This window comes from Phaeospirillum tilakii, assembly GCF_042683125.1.
In the GTDB taxonomy this organism is placed as follows: Bacteria; Pseudomonadota; Alphaproteobacteria; order Rhodospirillales; family Magnetospirillaceae; genus Phaeospirillum; species Phaeospirillum tilakii.
This window is the reverse complement of record NZ_JBHUIY010000003.1, coordinates 93,341-110,319: the sequence shown is the minus strand read 5'-3', so window position 1 is coordinate 110,319 and position 16,979 is coordinate 93,341. Positions and strand designations below refer to the sequence as shown.

At 68.9% G+C, this 16,979-nt stretch carries 15 protein-coding genes; 6 read left to right on the top strand and 9 right to left on the bottom strand.

Annotation, left to right across the window (positions count from 1 at the left end; genetic code table 11):
- Nucleotides 1-4: 4 nt before the first annotated feature.
- The 4 genes from ACFSNB_RS02560 to irrA form a co-directional block, all read right to left on the bottom strand.
- Nucleotides 5-1,402 carry an NAD(P)H-dependent flavin oxidoreductase gene (locus ACFSNB_RS02560; protein WP_377314214.1) on the bottom strand — a complete coding sequence of 466 codons (1,398 nt, stop codon included), beginning with the start codon at nt 1,400-1,402 and terminating at the stop codon, nt 5-7.
- 173 nt (nt 1,403-1,575) lie between these two features.
- Nucleotides 1,576-2,781 (bottom strand): glycosyltransferase family 9 protein, encoded by a 1,206-nt coding sequence (locus ACFSNB_RS02555; protein WP_377314212.1) that lies wholly within the window; start codon nt 2,779-2,781, stop codon nt 1,576-1,578.
- Nucleotides 2,778-4,268 carry an ArnT family glycosyltransferase gene (locus tag ACFSNB_RS02550; RefSeq protein ID WP_377314210.1) on the bottom strand — a complete coding sequence of 497 codons (1,491 nt, stop codon included), beginning with the start codon at nt 4,266-4,268 and terminating at the stop codon, nt 2,778-2,780. The genes ACFSNB_RS02555 and ACFSNB_RS02550 overlap by 4 nt, the downstream gene beginning before the upstream one ends.
- Nucleotides 4,269-4,664: 396 nt before the next feature.
- On the bottom strand, nt 4,665-5,084 hold the full coding sequence (gene irrA / locus ACFSNB_RS02545) for an iron response transcriptional regulator IrrA (protein ID WP_377314208.1): 420 nt from the start codon (nt 5,082-5,084) through the stop codon (nt 4,665-4,667).
- 273 nt (nt 5,085-5,357) lie between these two features.
- Here irrA and ACFSNB_RS02540 point away from each other — a divergent pair, with 273 nt between their 5' ends.
- Complete coding sequence (locus tag ACFSNB_RS02540) at nt 5,358-5,852, top strand: Dps family protein (RefSeq protein WP_377314206.1); 495 nt, start codon at nt 5,358-5,360, stop codon at nt 5,850-5,852.
- Between the two features lie 132 nt (nt 5,853-5,984).
- Here ACFSNB_RS02540 and ACFSNB_RS02535 read toward each other — a convergent pair whose 3' ends face one another.
- From ACFSNB_RS02535 to trxA, 4 genes are all read right to left on the bottom strand, one after another.
- Nucleotides 5,985-7,346 carry an ammonium transporter gene (locus tag ACFSNB_RS02535; protein ID WP_377314204.1) on the bottom strand — a complete coding sequence of 454 codons (1,362 nt, stop codon included), beginning with the start codon at nt 7,344-7,346 and terminating at the stop codon, nt 5,985-5,987.
- A gap of 265 nt (nt 7,347-7,611) precedes the next feature.
- Complete coding sequence (locus ACFSNB_RS02530; protein ID WP_377314202.1) at nt 7,612-7,950, bottom strand: P-II family nitrogen regulator; 339 nt, start codon at nt 7,948-7,950, stop codon at nt 7,612-7,614.
- A 440-nt stretch (nt 7,951-8,390) separates the two neighbouring features.
- On the bottom strand, nt 8,391-8,579 hold the full coding sequence (locus tag ACFSNB_RS02525; RefSeq protein WP_377314200.1) for a Trm112 family protein: 189 nt from the start codon (nt 8,577-8,579) through the stop codon (nt 8,391-8,393).
- Nucleotides 8,580-8,612: 33 nt separating this feature from the next.
- On the bottom strand, nt 8,613-9,542 hold the full coding sequence (gene trxA / locus ACFSNB_RS02520; protein WP_377314199.1) for a thioredoxin: 930 nt from the start codon (nt 9,540-9,542) through the stop codon (nt 8,613-8,615).
- Nucleotides 9,543-9,785: 243 nt separating this feature from the next.
- Between trxA and ACFSNB_RS02515 the strand changes: the two genes are divergently transcribed.
- The 3 genes from ACFSNB_RS02515 to ACFSNB_RS02505 all read left to right on the top strand — a co-directional run bounded on the left by ACFSNB_RS02515 (nt 9,786) and on the right by ACFSNB_RS02505 (nt 12,483).
- Nucleotides 9,786-10,409 carry a peroxiredoxin gene (locus ACFSNB_RS02515; protein WP_377314197.1) on the top strand — a complete coding sequence of 208 codons (624 nt, stop codon included), beginning with the start codon at nt 9,786-9,788 and terminating at the stop codon, nt 10,407-10,409.
- A 119-nt stretch (nt 10,410-10,528) separates the two neighbouring features.
- Entirely contained in the window at nt 10,529-11,494 is a 966-nt protein-coding gene (trxB, locus tag ACFSNB_RS02510) for a thioredoxin-disulfide reductase (protein WP_377314196.1), read from the top strand.
- A gap of 95 nt (nt 11,495-11,589) precedes the next feature.
- Nucleotides 11,590-12,483 carry a LysR family transcriptional regulator gene (locus ACFSNB_RS02505; RefSeq protein WP_377314194.1) on the top strand — a complete coding sequence of 298 codons (894 nt, stop codon included), beginning with the start codon at nt 11,590-11,592 and terminating at the stop codon, nt 12,481-12,483.
- Between the two features lie 285 nt (nt 12,484-12,768).
- Here ACFSNB_RS02505 and ACFSNB_RS02500 read toward each other — a convergent pair whose 3' ends face one another.
- Entirely contained in the window at nt 12,769-13,290 is a 522-nt protein-coding gene (locus ACFSNB_RS02500; RefSeq protein WP_377314192.1) for an invasion associated locus B family protein, read from the bottom strand.
- A 380-nt stretch (nt 13,291-13,670) separates the two neighbouring features.
- Here ACFSNB_RS02500 and ACFSNB_RS02495 point away from each other — a divergent pair, with 380 nt between their 5' ends.
- Together ACFSNB_RS02495 and ACFSNB_RS02490 are read left to right on the top strand one after the other, a co-directional pair.
- Nucleotides 13,671-15,806 (top strand): tetratricopeptide repeat-containing sulfotransferase family protein, encoded by a 2,136-nt coding sequence (locus tag ACFSNB_RS02495; protein ID WP_377314190.1) that lies wholly within the window; start codon nt 13,671-13,673, stop codon nt 15,804-15,806.
- Entirely contained in the window at nt 15,803-16,978 is a 1,176-nt protein-coding gene (locus ACFSNB_RS02490) for a hypothetical protein (RefSeq protein WP_377314188.1), read from the top strand. Before ACFSNB_RS02495 ends, ACFSNB_RS02490 begins: the two co-directional genes overlap by 4 nt.
- Nucleotide 16,979 lies beyond the last annotated feature (1 nt).

Genomic DNA, 16,979 nt, shown 5'->3' with positions numbered 1-16,979 from the left:
GGGGTCATTCCCCGGTGAGGATCCGCTCGATCAGCTCGCGCGTGGTGGGGATGAAGCCCCCGGCGTAATAGGGATCCTGGCCGAAGCGGTAGGCGTTGTGGCCGGCGAACATCAGCTCGGTCTCGACGTCGGCGCCATGGCCGATCGCCTGGAGGGTCTTCTGGATACAGAAGCTGCGCGGATCGGCCTTCTTGCCGGTGGTGCCGGTCTCGTTCTGGGCCCAGTTGGAAAACTGGCACTGCGACAGACAGCCCATGCACTCGACCTGATCGCGCCGGATCGCCTCGGCCCGCTCGGGGCGGACGAAGACCAGGGTCGAATCCGGGGTGCGCATCCCGACCGAGAAGCCCTGGGCGATCCAGCCCTCGGCGCGCTGGCGGTCATGCGGGGTGACCCAGACGATGCGGCCACGGGCGCCGATCGGCAGTTCGGCGACGTGGTCGCCGACGCATTCGGGCGAGTAGGGGATCTGGTGGTCGAGCCGCTCGCACAGTTCGAGCAGGAAGGCGTTCTTGACCGCCGAGGAATAGAAGCCGGTCGGGCTGAAACGGTGCAGCAGCACGTCGCCCGGCTTGAGGGTCAGCAGGCGCTGCTTCCAGGCGTCGGAGATCGGGCTTTCCCGGGTCAGCAGCGGGCGGGTGCCGTACTGGAACGCCACCGGGCCGATCTCGGGATTGCCGATGAACTCTTCCCATTCCTTCAGCCACCACACCCCGCCGGCGACGAAGATCGGCACCTGGGTCAGGCCGTATTCGTTGAGCGCCTTGCGCAGTTCGCGCACCCGGCCGAACGGGGCCTCGGGGGTGGCGGGGTCCTCGCTGTTGGACAGGCCGTTATGGCCGCCGGCCAGCCAGGGATCCTCGTAGACCACGCCGCCGAGCAGGCCGGGCGCCTTGTGGTAGGACCGCTTCCACAGGGCGCGGAAGGCGCGGGCCGAGGAAATGATCGGGTAGTAATAGACGTTGAAGCGGGCGGCGATCTCGGCGACGCGGTAGGGCATGCCGGCGCCGCAGGTGACGCCGTGGATCAGCCCCTTCGCCCCCTCGAGGATGCCTTCGAGGATCGGTTCGGCCCCGCCCATCTCCCACAGCACGTTCATGTGCAGGCGCCCCTGGCCGCCGGCCATGTCGTGCGCGATGCGGGCCTGGGCGATCCCCCCCCTGATGCCCTGGACGATCAGCTCGGCGTGCCGCTCCTGGCGGGTCTTGCCGTGGTAGCGGATCGCCACCGGGTTGCCGTCCTCGTCGTAATAATCGGCATTGACCCCGGAGAAGGTGCCGACGCCACCGGCCGCGGCCCAGGCCCCCGAACTTATCCCGGTGGAAATGTTGACACCTTTGCCCCCCTCGACAAGAGGCAGGACCTCGCGACCGGAAATCAGGATAGGGTCAAGGGGTTTCAAGGCGACGATCACTCCTTGGCTGGCCAGGGCCGTGGGCACGGCCGAACGAGGGGGGAGGACATATATAGAGCCTTGGCGGGGGAAACCACCAGTGACATTACGAATTAGTGACGCATAGACAAACCCCGGCCGGACCCGGCCGAAACGGTGCGGTCGGGCGGTCGCGGCGGGCTTCAGGCATCCAACTGATCCAGAACCATTTCCACCTCGATCGCGCTCATGCAGCGCGGCTCGGTGCAGAGGGTTTTGCGGTGATTGGCGGCCGAGACGCAGGGCGAACAGGCCAAACCGGCGAAGACGAATCGCGCGTTGGGGTTGAGAGCGCCGTACAGCGCCGGCGTCTCCGGCCCGAACAGCACCACGGTGCGCAGCCCGGTCGGCGCGGCGAAATGGGCCGGGCCGCTGTCGTTGGTGATCATCGCCGCGCACAGCGAATAAAGCAGCGGCAGTTCGTCGAGGCGGGTGAAGCCGCACAGCACCGCCACCCGGTCCGGATCGAGCCCGGCGGCCAGCGCCTCGGCCTCGGCCCGTTCCGAGCCGGTGCCGGTGAACAGCACCGCGACGCCGTCGCGTTCGAGCAGGCGGCGGGCCAGGGCGCGGTAACGCTCCGCCGGCCAGCGCCGCAGCGGCATCAGCTCGCTGCTGTTGGGGTTGAGGATGATCCAGCGCGGATGGCGGGCGAGCTGGGGATAGGCGGCGCGCAGCCGGTCGCGGAAGGCGGCAAGGCGGGCCGGGGCGGGGGTGAAGGGCGGCAGGCGGATCGCCGCGTCGGGGATCAGCGCCTTGCTGTGCGGGCAGGTGTCGGCCGGCTCGGCCAGCGCCTCGACCAAAGCGAGGAAGCTCTTGGCGACATGGTGATGCGGATTATAGGCGACGCGGCGGGTCAGCAGCTCGCCGCGATAGAGCCCCTCATTGGCGAGGCGGTGGAAGCCGACCCGCTCCGGCGCGCCGGACAGAAAGGTCAGCAGGGCGCTGTAGCGCGAGAACAGCTCGAGGTCGATCGCCGCGTGCAGGTCGAGCCGCCGCATCGCCAGGATCGCCCGCAGGCTGTCGAAGGCCAGGGTGACGAACGAATCGGCGCGGATGGTCAGCACCCGCTCGGGCGGGATGGTGCCGATGATGTCGAGGCTGGCGCGGTTGGCGGTGAAGATCAGGAAATACAGCCCGGCCTCGGGGAACAGCGCCTGGGCCCGCCGCATCGCCGGGTCGGCCAGGATGGTGCTGCCCATCTCCGACAGTTCGATGAACAGCAGGTTGCGCCCGGAGCGGGCCGGCCGTCCCGGCCGCAGCCGTCGCCACAGCCACAGCCAGGCGGTCAGGGCGGCGCACAGCGGCACGCCCACCCAGAAATCGATCCGGCGCATGCTGTCGACCTTCACGGCAGCTCCCTCCTCTCTTCGAACAGGCCCGGCTGATAGGATTCCCCCAGCCAGATCTCATAACGGTCGATCGCCCGTCCGCCCCAGCGCCGCTCGATCCCGTCGAGCCGGCTGACCCGGACGAAAAAGCGGGCGATGTCCTCCACCGCCGGGGTGCCGGTGCGGATCACGAACAGGCCGTCGCGCCCGGGCAGGGCGGCGACGTCGGCGCCATCATAGGACGGAATGCGCGGCACCCCGCCCGATCCGGTCAGGAACACGGTGGGATGGTCGGGCAGGTAAAAGGTCAGCAGCCCGCTCAGTTCGTGCTTGGCGACGAAGACGAAGGCGTCGGGGTGGGCGGCGCGCTGCGCCGTCACCGCCTGGGCCAGCCGGTCCCAGCCGCCCAGCCGCCCGAGCGGGTCGAGCTTGGGGGGAATCGGCAGCAGCGCGGTGGCCATCTGGAGGTAGGCGACGCCGACCAGCACGCCGCCCAGGACCGGTGCCGCGACGAACAGCCGCCGCGCCAGCCGCCAGCGCGGCCCGGCCTTGAAGCGGGCGCCGATCGCGTGCCAGCCGCCACAGGCGGCGGCGATCGCGCCGAGCCAGGCCGGGCCGGCCCAATGCGGCTGGACCAGTCCGCCCCAGGCGTGATGGGCGAAGAACAGCAGCACCGGCAGCGCGGTGGCCCCCAGCACGAACCAGTCGGGGCGGTGGCGGCGCCAGCCGGCCCACAGCGCCCAGCCAATGCCCCACAGGCAGAAGCCGAACAGCAGCGGGGTCACCAGCCCGGCCTGGGTGCCGAGGAAGGTGCCGAGGCTGGCGAGCGGATCGGCCACCGGGGTGTCGAACGAATGCGACAGCTGCTTGCGGAACGACACCCAGTCATGGCGGGCGTTCCACAGCAGCACCGGCAGGGTACAGGCGAGGCCGAGCCCCGCCGCCGCCGCCAGCGCCAGCGGCCGCCGCAGCCAGCGCCAGCCGGCGCGGAAGGCGAGGAAGGTGACGGCGAGACCGGGGACGATCAGCACCACGGTGTATTTGGCGGTGAAGCCGAGCCCGAGCGCCAGCGCCAGCAGCAGCAGCCAGCCGAGGCCGCCGCCGCGCATCAGCCGCACCATCGCCCACAGCGCCAGCGCCCAGAACACCAGCAGCGGCGCGTCCGGGGTGGCGGTGACGGCGGCGGCGCCGAACAGCAGGGTCAGATTGAGCCACAGCGCGGCGGTCAGGCCGGCGGCGGTCGAGGCGAAGGCGCGGCGGGTGGTGTCGTACAGCAGCAGGGTCACCGCCGCCGCCGCCAGCACCGAGGGCAGCCGCACCGCCAGTTCGGTGTCGCCGAGCAGCCAGCGCGTCGCCGCCAGCCACCACGCCGCCATGCCGGGATGATCGAAATAGGACAGTTGCAGCCGGCGCGACCACAGCCAGTAATAGGCTTCATCGCCCGACAGCAGGCCGCTGGCCGCCACCCCGGCATGCAGCAGGGCCAGCCCGACGGTCAGCAGGCTCACCCACAGCACCGGACGCCAGCGCGCACCCGCGCCGGGTGAAGGGGGGGTGGTCGCAGCGTCCAATCCGGGCCTCCAGGGCGATTTCATGCCGGGCGGGTGTCGCGGGGCAATAGCATGAAAGCCCCCGCCGCGCCAGCGGCGAGCGCCGGCCGGACCGGAACCGTTGGGGGGGGATGTGGGCTCCGCCCACGCCCGCCAAGGGCCGCAAGGCCCTTGGATCCCGTTGAGGGTCGGGCGCGGAACGGCCTGTCAGCTTGGGCGCGGATGTTTGCCGCGCGAAGGGCAGGGAAAGGGTTCCAAGGGCCTTGCGGCCCTTGGCGGGTGCGGGCAGAGCCCGCGAATCGCCCCCCCAGGGACCCGATAAGAGCCTTCAGCCGTTCGGAAAAAGCGGCCGGCTCAGCCGTCGACGCGGACGATGACGTCAACCCGGCGGATGGTGTGGCCGGCTGGGGCGCTGGGAACCTTGGTGACGGTGATCAGCTCGGGCGGGATGTCGCAGAGCTGGCTGGTCTTCTCGTAAAAGAAATGGTGGTGGTCCGAGGTGTTGGTGTCGAAATAGGATCGGCCGGACTCGACCACGATCTCGCGCAGCAGCCCGGCATCGGTGAACTGGTGCAGGGTGTTGTAGACCGTCGCCAGCGACACCCGGATGTTGCTGGCCATCGCCTCGGAATGAAGCTGTTCGGCGGAAATATGACGGTCGCCCCCGTCGAACAGCAATCGGGCCAGGGCCAGGCGCTGGCGGGTCGGACGCAGCCCGACCGCGCGCAGGCGATCGAGGGCTTGGCTGTAGGGGCGGACGGTCATCATCGTCATGGGAGGCGCCTTGTGACAGGGACGAGGGGTATCCGAGGATGATTTTAGCTGGAACCGTTCGAAAAAACCAGAGGTGATACGGAAATCATTATAAGAAGGAAGGGGTAGGCCATAGGCTTGGGCCGGCGGCGCCGGGAAGGGCGCCCTCCGGACGGCGGCATACTGCTCACTGGAATTTTTTTAACAAGGCACGTAAAGCCCTCTATTGAAATGAATGCGCCAGCAAGGCACACTCGGGCCATCGCACCAACCCATAGGGATAGGGAGAGAGCAATGGCCAAGGACAAAGCGCAGGGGGCCCCCCGGATCGACATCGGCATCGACGACCGGGCGCGGGAGGAGATCGGGGCCGGGCTGGCCCGGCTGCTCGCCGACACCTATACGCTGTATCTCAAGACCCATAATTTCCACTGGAACGTCACCGGCCCGATGTTCAACACCCTGCACCTGATGTTCGAGGCGCAGTACAACGAACTGGCGCTGGCGGTCGATCTGATCGCCGAGCGGATCCGCGCCCTCGGCTTCCCCGCCCCCGGCAGCTACCGCCAATATGCCGAGCTGTCCTCGATCAGCGAGGAAACCGGGGTGCCGCCGGCCGAGGAAATGATCCGCCAGCTGGTGCAGGGGCAGGAGGCGGTGGTGCGCACCGCCCGCTCGATCTTCCCGGTGGTCGACAAGGCCCATGACGAATCCACCGCCGACCTGCTGACCCAGCGGATGCAGCTGCACGAAAAGACGGCGTGGATGCTGCGCAGCCTGCTGGCCTGACGGCCAGGGGCGGCGATCGTCACCGACCGCCGCCCCCTCCTTCCAAGCGGTGGGCGGGGCAAACGAAAAGGGCGCCGGGTTTCCCCGGCGCCCCTTCCTCGGCCGATCCGCCGCAGGGCGGCAGAGGCGGTCTTAGTGGACGGTCTCGCCATGCAGGGCGATGTCGAGGCCTTCCCGTTCCTCTTCGGCGGTGACGCGCAGACCGATGGTCCAATCGACCAGCTTCAGCAGGACGTAGGAGACCACGGCGGTGTAGGCGGTGGTGATCAGCACGCCCCACACCTGGGTCAGCACCTGGCCGCTGTTGCCTTCGAGCGCGCCGGCGGTGCCGCCGATCGCCTCGACCGCGAACACGCCGGTCAGGATCGCGCCGATGATGCCGCCCACGCCATGCACGCCGAAGGCGTCGAGCGAGTCGTCATACTTGAGGGCATGCTTGAGCCAGGTCGAGGCCCAGTAGCAGCCGACACCGGCGGCGAAGCCGATCACCAGCGCGCCCTTGGGGCCGACGAAGCCGGCGGCGGGGGTGATGGCGACCAGACCGGCGACCGCGCCCGAGATCAGGCCCAGCACCGACGGCTTCTTGCGCAGGATCCATTCGGCGAAGGCCCAGGACAGCGCGGCGGCGGCGGTGGCGATGTGGGTCACCAGGAAGGCCATGCCGGCACGCCCGTCGGCGGCGACGGCGGAGCCGGCGTTGAAGCCGAACCAGCCCACCCACAGCAGCGAGGCGCCGATGATCGACAGGGTCAGGTTGTGCGGGGCCATGTTGTCGGTGCCGTAGCCCTTGCGCGGCCCAAGCACCAGGGCGGCGACCAGACCGGCGACGCCGGCATTGATGTGGACCACGGTGCCGCCGGCGAAGTCGAGCACGCCCATCTTGCCGAGGAAGCCGAGGGCGGCGCCGCTCGAATCAAGCGACCAGACCCAGTGCGCGATCGGGGCATAGACCACGATCGACCACAGGGCGATGAACACCAGCAGCGCCGAGAACTTCATGCGGTCGGCGAAGGCACCGGTGATCAGCGCCGGGGTGATGATGGCGAAGGTGCACTGGAAGGCCCAGAACACCGATTCCGGAATGGTGCCGCTCAGCGTGCCCTTTTCGAGGCCGTCGAGCAGGACCCGGCTGAAGCCGCCGATGTAGGGATTGTCGCCGGTGAAGGCGAGGCTGTAGCCGACCACGGCCCACAGCACGGTGGCCAGCGCGGTGATGGCGAAGCTCTGCGCCATGATGGCGAGGACGTTCTTCTTGCGGACCATGCCGCCGTAGAACAGAGCGACGCCGGGAATGGTCATCAACAGCACCAGGGCGCTGGAGGTCAGCATCCAGGCGGTGGCGCCGGTGTCGAGCGTCGGCGCGGCGGCGGCGGCCGGAGCGGCGGCGGCGGCGGCCGGGGCGGCGGCTTCCTGCGCCCAGGCGGCGCTGGACAGCAGGGCGGCGCCCAGCGCCGAGCCCGCGCCCAGCATAGTGGATCTCAAACGGTGAATCATGGTTACCCCCGAAGCGGCTCTGCGAGAGGACGTGCCGACGAGGGTGGGGAGGATCCCGTGCTCCGGTCGGCGCGTTTCGAGTTAACAAGAACCGTGCCAACAGGCGCGGCGGCGGCAAATCCTTCCCCCCGGTGCGCTCCCTTGCGGTTTCCACCTATCGCGGCGCCGATTTTTGACGCGGATTTAGGCAGAGCCCCGGCGCCCTGATGCCGAATTGGGCAGGGGGCGGCGACGGGGGCGGGGGCGGCCAGGGGCGCCATGGCGGTTACAGCGCCTCGGCGTTGGTTTCGCCGGTGCGGATGCGGAAGGCCTGCTGGATCTCGGTGACGAAGATCTTGCCATCGCCGATCTTGCCGGTGCGGGCGGCGGTCTGGATCGCCTCGATCACCCGGTCGGCGAGATCGTCGTTGACCGCGACCTCGATTTTGACCTTGGGCAGGAAGTTGACGACGTATTCGGCGCCGCGATAGATCTCGGTCTGGCCCTTCTGCCGGCCGAAACCCTTCACCTCGCTCACGGTCAGGCCCTGCACTCCCAGCGGCGTCAGGGCCTCGCGGACCTCGTCGAGCTTGAAGGGCTTGATGATGGCCATGATCAGCTTCATCGTGTGGTCCCCATTCCTATTCTGTCGGTCCGGCGCTCCGTCGCGGAACCCGCCGCCCTGCGGGCGACGGAAGGAGCGCGGGCCGGATTGAAGTCGGGTCGCAAGAGGTCTTGCGCGGTTCCGCGTTTTCTCTCCTTTCAAACGGCGTGCCGATTGGAAGGGATTGCGTCCGGCGGGGGATTTCGGGGGGATTGGCGGCAGGGGCCGCGAAAAAAGGCAGCCGGGCCTGCCCGTTTGATGGGCGGCCCGGCCGGTTGTTGCCCGTTTTATGCGCGGAATGTCGAGTCGGGGCGCGGGCTCCCGCCCACAGGCCCGGCCGGGGCGAGGCCCCGGACCCCCTTTGTTTTTATCGAGAAAAAAAGGGAGGCGTTCGGGGAGCCTGGCTCCCCGAGCGGGTGCGGGCGGCAGCCCGCCTGGGTCGCTTGGGTCGTGGGCCGGGGTCAGGCGGCGGAGCCCGGCTCGATCGCCCGCGCCTCGTCGGCCAGCATGATCGGAATGCCGTCGCGGATCGGGTAGGCGAGGCCGGCCTTGTCGTCGATCAGCTCCTGACGGCCGGCATCATAGCGCAGGGGAGCGTGGGTGCCGGGGGCCACCAGGATTTCGAGCAGCTTGGGATCGAAGGCGGGCATGCGGAGATCTCCAGTCAAAAATAAAAAGAGGCGTCAGGAAAACAGCAGCGACGACAGCCGGCGCCGTCCCGCCGCCACCGCGGGATGGGCGGAGCCGAGCGCCTCGAACAGCTTGACCAGCTGCTTGCGCGCGGCATCGTCGTTCCAGGCGCGGTCGCGGCGGAACAAATCGAGCAGTTCGTCGATCGCGGTCTCGCTCTCGCCGCCGGCGTAATAGGCCATCGCCAGATCGAACCGGGCCTGATGGTCGTTGGCATCGACCGCCAGCCGCTTGCGCAGGGCGGCGGTCTCGCCGACCTCGGCGCCGTGGCGGGCCAGTTCCAGCGCGGTGGCGACGGCGGCCAGTTCGGGATGGCGGGCCAGTTCGGCCGGCAACTCGGCCAGCATCGCCGCCGCCTGCTCACCCTGGCCGGCGGCGATCAGGCAGCGCAGCAGCCCGGCCAGCGCGGCGGGATGCTCGGGTTCGGCCTGCAACACCTGCTGGAACAGAGCGGCGGCGGTTTCGGTCTCGCCCTGGGCCAGCAGGGTCTTGGCCTCGGCCACCACCTCGTCGAGGTTGGGGGCCTCGCCCGGGCCGGCCAGCTGCTTGATGAAGGCGCGCAATTCGCTTTCGGGCAGGGCGCCCTGGAAGGCATCGACCGGGCGGCCGCCCTGGAAGGCGTAGACCGTCGGCACGCTCTGGATCCGCAACTGGGCCGCCAGCTGCTGGTTGGCGTCGACGTCGATCTTGACCAGCCGCACCGTGCCCTTGGCCTCGCGCACCAGCTTTTCCAGCAGGGGGGTCAGCTGCTTGCACGGGCCGCACCACGGGGCCCAGAAATCGACCAGCACCAGCGCCTGCATCGACGCTTCGAGCACGTCGGCGCGGAAGCTGGCGGTGCTGCCGTCCTTGATCAGATCCTGGCCGCCGGGAGCGGGGCCTCGCCCCCGGGAGGGAACGCCGGAAGGAAACAAGGGATCCATGGTCGCTCTCGTCGCTGATGGGGAAAACAGGTAGCGCCAATAGATGGACTGTCGCCGGGCGCGGCGCAAGCACCGCGTGGGGGCGGGGCGGGACAATCCCGCCCGCCGGCCGGCCGGGTGGGTCGCAGCCAACCGGCTGTGGCCCAATCTTGAGTTATAATGATTCCATATTGAGGTGCGGCCAGAGACCCTATAAAGTGTACGTCATCCGGTTCGTACCACCCCAGTCAGGGAGACCCTGCAATGACCGAAGTGCTTTCGACCCCGTCCGTCCTGGTCGGTCAGCCCGCCCCCGATTTCACCGCGGCGGCGGTGCTGCCCGACAACCAGATCGACGAAGGGTTCAGCCTGTCGTCCTATCTGAAGGGCTCCTACGGGGTGCTGTTTTTCTACCCGCTCGACTTCACCTTCGTCTGCCCGTCGGAGATCCTGGCCCACCATCACCGCGTCGCCGCCTTCACCGAGCGCAACACCAAGCTGATCGGGGTCAGCGTCGATTCCCACTTCACCCACCTCGCCTGGCGCAACACCCCGGTCGACAAGGGCGGCCTCGGCCAGATCGGTTTCCCGCTGGTGGCCGACCTGACCAAGGAGATCGCCCGTTCCTACGGCGTGCTGCTGCCGGGCGGCGTCGCTTTGCGCGGCACCTTCCTGATCGACAAGAACGGCATCGTCCAGTCGCAGCACGTCAACAACCTGCCGCTCGGCCGCAATGTCGATGAAGCACTGCGGCTGGTCGATGCCCTCCAGTTCCACGAGGAGCATGGCGAGGTCTGCCCGGCCGGCTGGAGCAAGGGCAAGGCCGGAATGAAGGCCGACCCCAAGGGGGTGGCCGACTATCTCGCCTCGCACGCCGCCGAACTGTAAGGCCGGCCTGTCCCTTCCCCCTCGGGGGGGCGCGCCGCTTGCCGCCGGCGCGCCCCCTCCGTATGTTTTGGGCAAGCGAGCTTCTTTCTTCCACAGGCACAGCGCGGGGCACGACAGCGATGGCGCACCATCACAGCAAGGTTCTCATTCTCGGTTCGGGGCCGGCGGGCTGCACCGCGGCGATCTATGCGGCGCGGGCCAACCTGTCGCCGCTGCTGGTGGCGGGGATGCAGCCCGGCGGCCAGCTGACCATCACCACCGACGTCGAGAACTATCCCGGCTTCGCCGAGGCGGTGCAGGGGCCGTGGCTGATGGAGCAGATGCAGCAGCAGGCCGCCCATGTCGGCGCCCGCTTCCAGGACGATCTGATCGTCTCGGTCGATCTGTCGCGCCGGCCGTTCCAGGCGGTGGGCGATTCCGGCGACACCTATTCCGGCGACACCCTGATCATCTGCACCGGCGCCACCGCGCGCTGGCTGGGGATCGAGTCGGAAAAGAAATTCTCCGGCTTCGGCGTCTCGGCCTGCGCCACCTGCGACGGCTTCTTCTTCAAGGGGCGCGAGGTGGTGGTGGTCGGCGGCGGCAATTCGGCGGTGGAGGAGGCGATCTATCTCGCCGGCCTCGCATCGAAGGTCACCCTGGTTCATCGCCGCGACAGCCTGCGCGCCGAGCGGATCGCCCAGCAGCGCCTGTTCGCCCATCCCAAGATCAGCGTGGTGTGGGACAGCGTGATCGAGGAGATCGTCGGCACCGACCAGCCGCCGTCGGTCACCGGGGTGCGGCTGCGCAACGTCAAGACCGGGGCGCTGTCCGATCTCGCGGTCGAGGGGGTGTTCGTGGCGATCGGCCACACCCCCAACACCGGCCTGTTCCAGGGGACGCTGACCCTCGACGAGGAAGGCTATCTGGTCACCACCCCCGGTTCGACCGCCACCAACATCCCCGGGGTGTTCGCCGCGGGTGACGTGCAGGACAAAATCTACCGTCAGGCGGTGACGGCGGCCGGCACCGGCTGCATGGCGGCGCTGGAGGCGGAACGCTTCCTCGCCCTGCATGGACAGAACGACGAGCCTGCGGCAGAGTAGGAACGCGAAGGTCGGTCCGGGCGGCCGGGGGAAAGCGCCCCCGGTCTTGCCGGGCCGATCGGGTCGTTGCCGAAGCGGGGAGTCGCCGGGTCGCCATGGATTGGGACAAGCTGAGGGTTTTTCACGCCGTTGCCGAGGCGGGCAGCTTCACCCACGCCGGGGAGGTGCTCAATCTCAGCCAGTCCGCCGTCAGCCGCCAGATCAGCGCGCTGGAGGAAAGCCTCAACCTGCCGCTGTTTCATCGGCACGCCCGTGGCCTGATCCTGACCGAGCAGGGCGAGTTGCTCTACCGCACCGCCCGCGACGTGTTTTCGAAGCTGGCGATGACCGAGGCGCTGCTGACCGAAAGCCGCGAACGCGCCCAGGGCCCGCTCAAGATCACCACCACCGTCGCCTTCGGGTCGCTGTGGCTGACGCCGCGGATCAAGGATTTCCTCGATCTTTATCCCGACATCGCGGTGTCGCTGGTGCTGTCGGACGGCGAGCTTGACCTCGCGATGCGCGAGGCCGACGTGGCGATCCGAATGACGCCGCCACGCCAGCCCGATCTGGTGCAGCGCCACCTGATGACGATGAAATACACGGTGTTCGCCGCGCCGGACTACGTCAAGGCCCACGGCCTGCCGTTGACCCTGGCCGATCTCGACCATCACCGCATCGTGGTGTTCGGCGAGGATGCCCGGGTGGCGCCGCCGCTGTCCAACGTCAACTGGCTGCTCGATGCCGGGGCGCCGCCCGACCGGCCGCGCCGGCCGGTGCTGGAGGTCAACAACATCTACGGCATCTATCGCGCGGTCAAAAGCGGGCTCGGCCTCGGCGCGATGCCGGATTACATGATCTCGGCCGCCGACGATCTGATTCCGGTGCTGCCGGAAATCGCCGGCCCGACCTTCGACGCCTATTTCGTCTATCCCGAGGAATTGCGCCACTCGAAACGGATAACCGCGTTCCGCGATTTTCTGTTGGAGAAAATCGCCGAGGCTTACTGATCTCGGCGAATTCCGTGGTTGCTCCCATCGTTATGCGCAGAGTGCATGCCCAGGCCGAGATATTCGGGATGGTTGGGCGGGACGACTTGCCTTAAACATCCGGACAACGGTCGGCTGCGGCGCAGTCGTCCCCAGAGTTTCCGGCGGTTTTGCCGCCAACGTGTTCCCGGGACTCGTGCCCGGGTTGGGGGTCTTCGGATCCCTACGTCTCCTAGACGTGAAGCCTCCCTGTTTGACTTAGCCCCCGGGTTCGTCCCGGGGGTTTTTTTCTGTGGGCGGCCGGTGTCATGGGGCGAGCTTGGCGAGGGCGCCGTCGAGGCCGTCGAGCCTGACCGGCAGATCGATCGGCTTCTGCTCGGCGGCGAAATAGCGCACCGTCAGCACCTTGCCCTGGCGGAACTGGTCGAGCGCGGCCACATCCATGTCAAGCACCGACAGGCAGCCGCCGTTGTTGCAGATCTGGAACGGCGCGGTCACCGCCTTGTGTCCGTCGATGGCCAGGGTGATGCCCGCCGTCAGCATCACCCCGAGCGGTGCCGACAGGATCAGGCGCGGCCGGTTTTCCGGACCGTTGAAGCCGAACTGCACCACCAAAAGCGGCGTGTTCTGCGGCTGCGCGGTGACGAATTGTTGCAGGACGCAGGCCTCCTTGGCGCTGTCGCCGTCCTTGCCGCAATGCTGGCCCCAGACGGGCGCCGGCGCCGGCTCGTCTTTGGCGAGGGCCGGGGGGGCGGCAAGGCCGAAGGCCAAGAGGGAGAGCAGGGCGGAACAGATCCGCGCGGACGGGAACGGTCGCAATCTCGTCACCTCGTTGTTGTCCCCCGGATCATGCCGGTGTGGACCGAGACAGGGGCGGGGACCAGAATCGGAATGGTTCTGCGCTCGTTCGACCGCCTGGGGCGCGATCTGATACGAGGCCTGACGCCTTGTCAATTATACCGGCCGCCTCGTCGCCCACCCGACCCGATGGCGGTCCGATTGGGGCTGACCGATCCTTGGCGGATCTGCGATACTGCCCCTCCCCCGGCCGATCCCCGGGGGCGGCGGGGAAGGGGCTGCCTTTCACGAGGGTCCGGCGTTGACGCTCGGTTATCCCGCTGCGAAAAGTCTGCTCACGCGGCCGGCCGGGCCGAATGGACCCGATGCCGTCCCTCCGTCCGACCGGTTCTGTTCCCGGGAGACCCGACGTGCCGCCCCTGACCCCTTCTTCCGCCCCCCCCGCTTCCCAGGGGATGACGATCGATCAGGCGATCGCCACCGCCTACGGCCACTGGAATGCCGGTCAGGCCCAGCAGGCCGAATATCTGTGCCGTCAGGTGCTGGCGGCGTGGCCGGAGCATCCCGACGCGCTGCACCTGCTCGGCCTGCTCGCCCATGGCTTCGGCAACCTGCCCTCGGCGATCGATTTCCTGCGCCGGGCCTGCGCCGCGCCGCGGGCGCCCGCGCTCTTCCACAGCAATCTGGCCGAGATGCTGCGTCAGGCCGGCCACCATGTCGAGGCCGAGGCCGCCGCCCGCCGGGCCCTGGCCCTCGACAGCCGGGTCACCGCCGTCTGGGTCAATCTCGGCATCATCCTCCAGGAATCCGGCAAGCTCGAGGAAAGCCTGCACTGCCTGACCCGGGTCTGCCAGTTGATGCCCGACAGCCCCGAGGCCCACAACAATCTCGCCAACACCTACCGGCGGCTGGGCCGGCTCAACGAGGCGCGAACCGAATACGAGGCGGCGCTGGCCCTCAACCCCTCTTATTCCGAGGCCCACGCCAACCTTGCCCATCTGCTCAACGAGCTGGGGGAGCACGCGGCGGCGCTGGCGGCGGTGCGGCGCGCGATCGATCTCAATCCCCGCAACGCCGACGCCTATCTCAACGCCGCCGCGATCGCGCTGGCGATGAAGCAGCCCGACGAGGTGATCCGCTGGATCAACAATATTTTTTCCTTCGCTCCCGATCATCCCGGCGCCTTGATGGCGATGGCCCTGGTGCTCCAGGAGACCGAGGATTTCGTCGCCGCCGAGCAGTTCGCCCGCCGCGCCGTGGCCGCCGCGCCGCAAAACGGCGAGGCCCATCAGCGGCTGGGGCAGGTGTTGCAGGCGATGGACCGGGCCGAGGAGGCGCTGGCCGAATTCGAGCAGGCGGCGGCGCTGCCCGGGCCCTGCCCGGAAGGCCCGGTGGAACAGAAGGCGCTGCTGCTGCTGGGCCTCGGGCGCATCGCGGAGGCGCGGGCGACGTTCGACGCGGCGCTGGAGATCAATCCCCGCTCGGCCAAAGTCTGGTTCAACCGCAGCGAGGCCAAGACGTTCGGCCCCGATGATCCCGACCTCGCCACGATGGAACGGCTGCTGATCGAGGGCGGCCGCCAGGGCATCGGCCGCGACGACCGGATCGCCCTGTCCTTCGCCCTGGGCAAGGCCTGCCTTGACGCCGGCCAGGACGACCGCGCCTTCGCCTTCTTCGCCGAGGCCAACCGGCTGAAACGGGCCACCATCCCCTACGATCCCGACGCGACCGACCGCTGGATCGACGAGATCATCGCCACCTGCACCCCGGATCAGTGTGCCCGTCTGGCCGAGCAGGGCGATCCGTCCGAACTGCCGGTGTTCGTGATCGGCATGCCCCGCTCCGGCACCACCCTGGTCGAGCAGATTCTCGCCGCCCATCCGCTGGTGCATGGGGCGGGCGAGTTGCGGCTGATCCAGTCGATGGTCGATCGGATCGCCGGCCCGGACCGGGTGCCGCTCGGCTATCCCCGGCTGATCGACGTCATCGCGCCCGAGGAGATGCCCCGGCTGGCCCGGCATTATCTCGACCGGATCTCCCCCCTGGCGGCGGGCCGGACCCGGGTGGTGGACAAGATGCCGGCCAATTTCCTTTATGCCGGCCTGATCCACGCCCTGTTCCCCAACGCCCGCATCCTGCAATGCCGGCGCGATCCGGTTGACACCTGCCTGTCCTGTTACACCAGAAACTTCAGCGGCGAGCAGAAATTCGCCTATGACCTGTCCGAACTCGGCCGGTTCCACCGCGGCTTTGAACGGCTGGCCGAGCATTGGCGGCGGGTGCTGCCGGCCGACCGCTATACCGAGGTCTCCTACGAGGCGGTGGTGGCGGATCTCGACGGCGAGGCCCGCCGGCTGGTGGCCTTCTGCGGGCTGGACTGGGACGAAGCCTGCCTGTCCTTCCACCGTGGCGCGCGCATCGTCCGGACCGCCAGCGCGGTGCAGGTCCGTCAGCCGATCTATCGGTCGAGCGTCGGGCGCTGGCGCCGCCACGCCCGCCATCTCGGGCCGCTGCTGGCCGCGCTGGGGATCGCGGAGGAGGCATGATCCCCCCGCTGACCTGCGAGGAGGCCGAGGGGCAGGCCCGTCAGGCGCTGGCCGCCAACGATCCGGCGCGGGCCGAGGCGCTGGTCCGCGCGTTTCTGGGAGCCGGGCAGGGGGCGCCGGTGGCGATCTGGTCGCTGCTCGTCCTGGCCCTGCGCCGCCAGGGCCGGTTCGCCGAGGCCCGGCCGATCCAGGAGATGCTGGTCGATCACCTGCCGAGCAACCTTGATCTGCGCTTCGATCTGGCGGAAACCCTGCTGCAACTGGGCGAATTCGAGCGGGGCTGGCGGGAATACCATTACCGCTACGATCTGGTCCACACCGTGGCGCTGGCGCGCAAGGTGCAGCGTCCGCGCTGGGACGGAAGGGCGATGGCGGGCAAGACCCTGTTGATTCACGACGAGCAGGGCTTCGGCGACACCTTTCAGTTCATCCGGCTGGTCCCCTGGGCCAAGCGGAAAAGCGGCGCCCGGCTGGTGTTGCAGATCAACGCCGATCAGGAAAGCTTCGCCCGCCGGATCCCCGGCATCGACCAGATCATCCGCCGGGGCGAGCTGCCGCCACCGTTCGACATGCATTGCGAGATGATGAGCCTGCCGATGGCGCTGGGCCTGAGGCTCGCGGACCTGCCGGGGGAGATGCCCTATCTGGCGGCGGATCCGAAGCGCCTGCGCCGCTGGCGGGACCGTCTGGCCCGTCTGCCCCGGCCGATCGTCGCCCTGGTCTGGGCCGGCCGTCCCAACCACGCCAACGATGCCAACCGTTCGATGTCCCTGTCCACCCTGGCGCCGCTGGCCGAGGCGGGCGGAGGCAGTTTCATCTCGATCCAGAAAGGCCCCAAGGCCGCCGAGGCCGAGACCCCGCCGCCGGGACTGACCCTGACCAATCTCGACCGCGAGATCGCCGATTTCGACGACACCGCGGCGATCCTCCGCGTCGCCGACCTGCTGATCTCGGTCGACAGTTCGCCGGTCCACCTCGCCGGCGGCCTCAACCGTCCGGCCTGGGTGATGCTGCCTTACATCGGGGAGTGGCGCTGGCTGACCGAGCGCGAGGATTCCCCGTGGTATCCCTCGCTGCGGCTGTTCCGCCAGGACCGGCCGGGCGATTGGGGCGGCGTGGTCCGCCGTCTCGCCGCCGCGCTGCGGGAGCTTCCCACCGGGGCTCGGAGATGAC

What these genes read in the sequence shown, in the direction of transcription:
- ACFSNB_RS02535 (WP_377314204.1), bottom strand. Translation starts at nt 7,346, where the DNA reads ATGATTCACCGTTTGAGATCCACTATGCTGGGCGCGGGCTCGGCGCTG.
- irrA (WP_377314208.1), bottom strand. Translation starts at nt 5,084, where the DNA reads ATGACGATGATGACCGTCCGCCCCTACAGCCAAGCCCTCGATCGCCTG.
- ACFSNB_RS02525 (WP_377314200.1), bottom strand. Translation starts at nt 8,579, where the DNA reads ATGCCCGCCTTCGATCCCAAGCTGCTCGAAATCCTGGTGGCCCCCGGC.
- ACFSNB_RS02530 (WP_377314202.1), bottom strand. Translation starts at nt 7,950, where the DNA reads ATGAAGCTGATCATGGCCATCATCAAGCCCTTCAAGCTCGACGAGGTC.
- ACFSNB_RS02490 (WP_377314188.1), top strand. Translation starts at nt 15,803, where the DNA reads ATGATCCCCCCGCTGACCTGCGAGGAGGCCGAGGGGCAGGCCCGTCAG.
- ACFSNB_RS02540 (WP_377314206.1), top strand. Translation starts at nt 5,358, where the DNA reads ATGGCCAAGGACAAAGCGCAGGGGGCCCCCCGGATCGACATCGGCATC.
- trxB (WP_377314196.1), top strand. Translation starts at nt 10,529, where the DNA reads ATGGCGCACCATCACAGCAAGGTTCTCATTCTCGGTTCGGGGCCGGCG.
- trxA (WP_377314199.1), bottom strand. Translation starts at nt 9,542, where the DNA reads ATGGATCCCTTGTTTCCTTCCGGCGTTCCCTCCCGGGGGCGAGGCCCC.
- ACFSNB_RS02505 (WP_377314194.1), top strand. Translation starts at nt 11,590, where the DNA reads ATGGATTGGGACAAGCTGAGGGTTTTTCACGCCGTTGCCGAGGCGGGC.
- ACFSNB_RS02515 (WP_377314197.1), top strand. Translation starts at nt 9,786, where the DNA reads ATGACCGAAGTGCTTTCGACCCCGTCCGTCCTGGTCGGTCAGCCCGCC.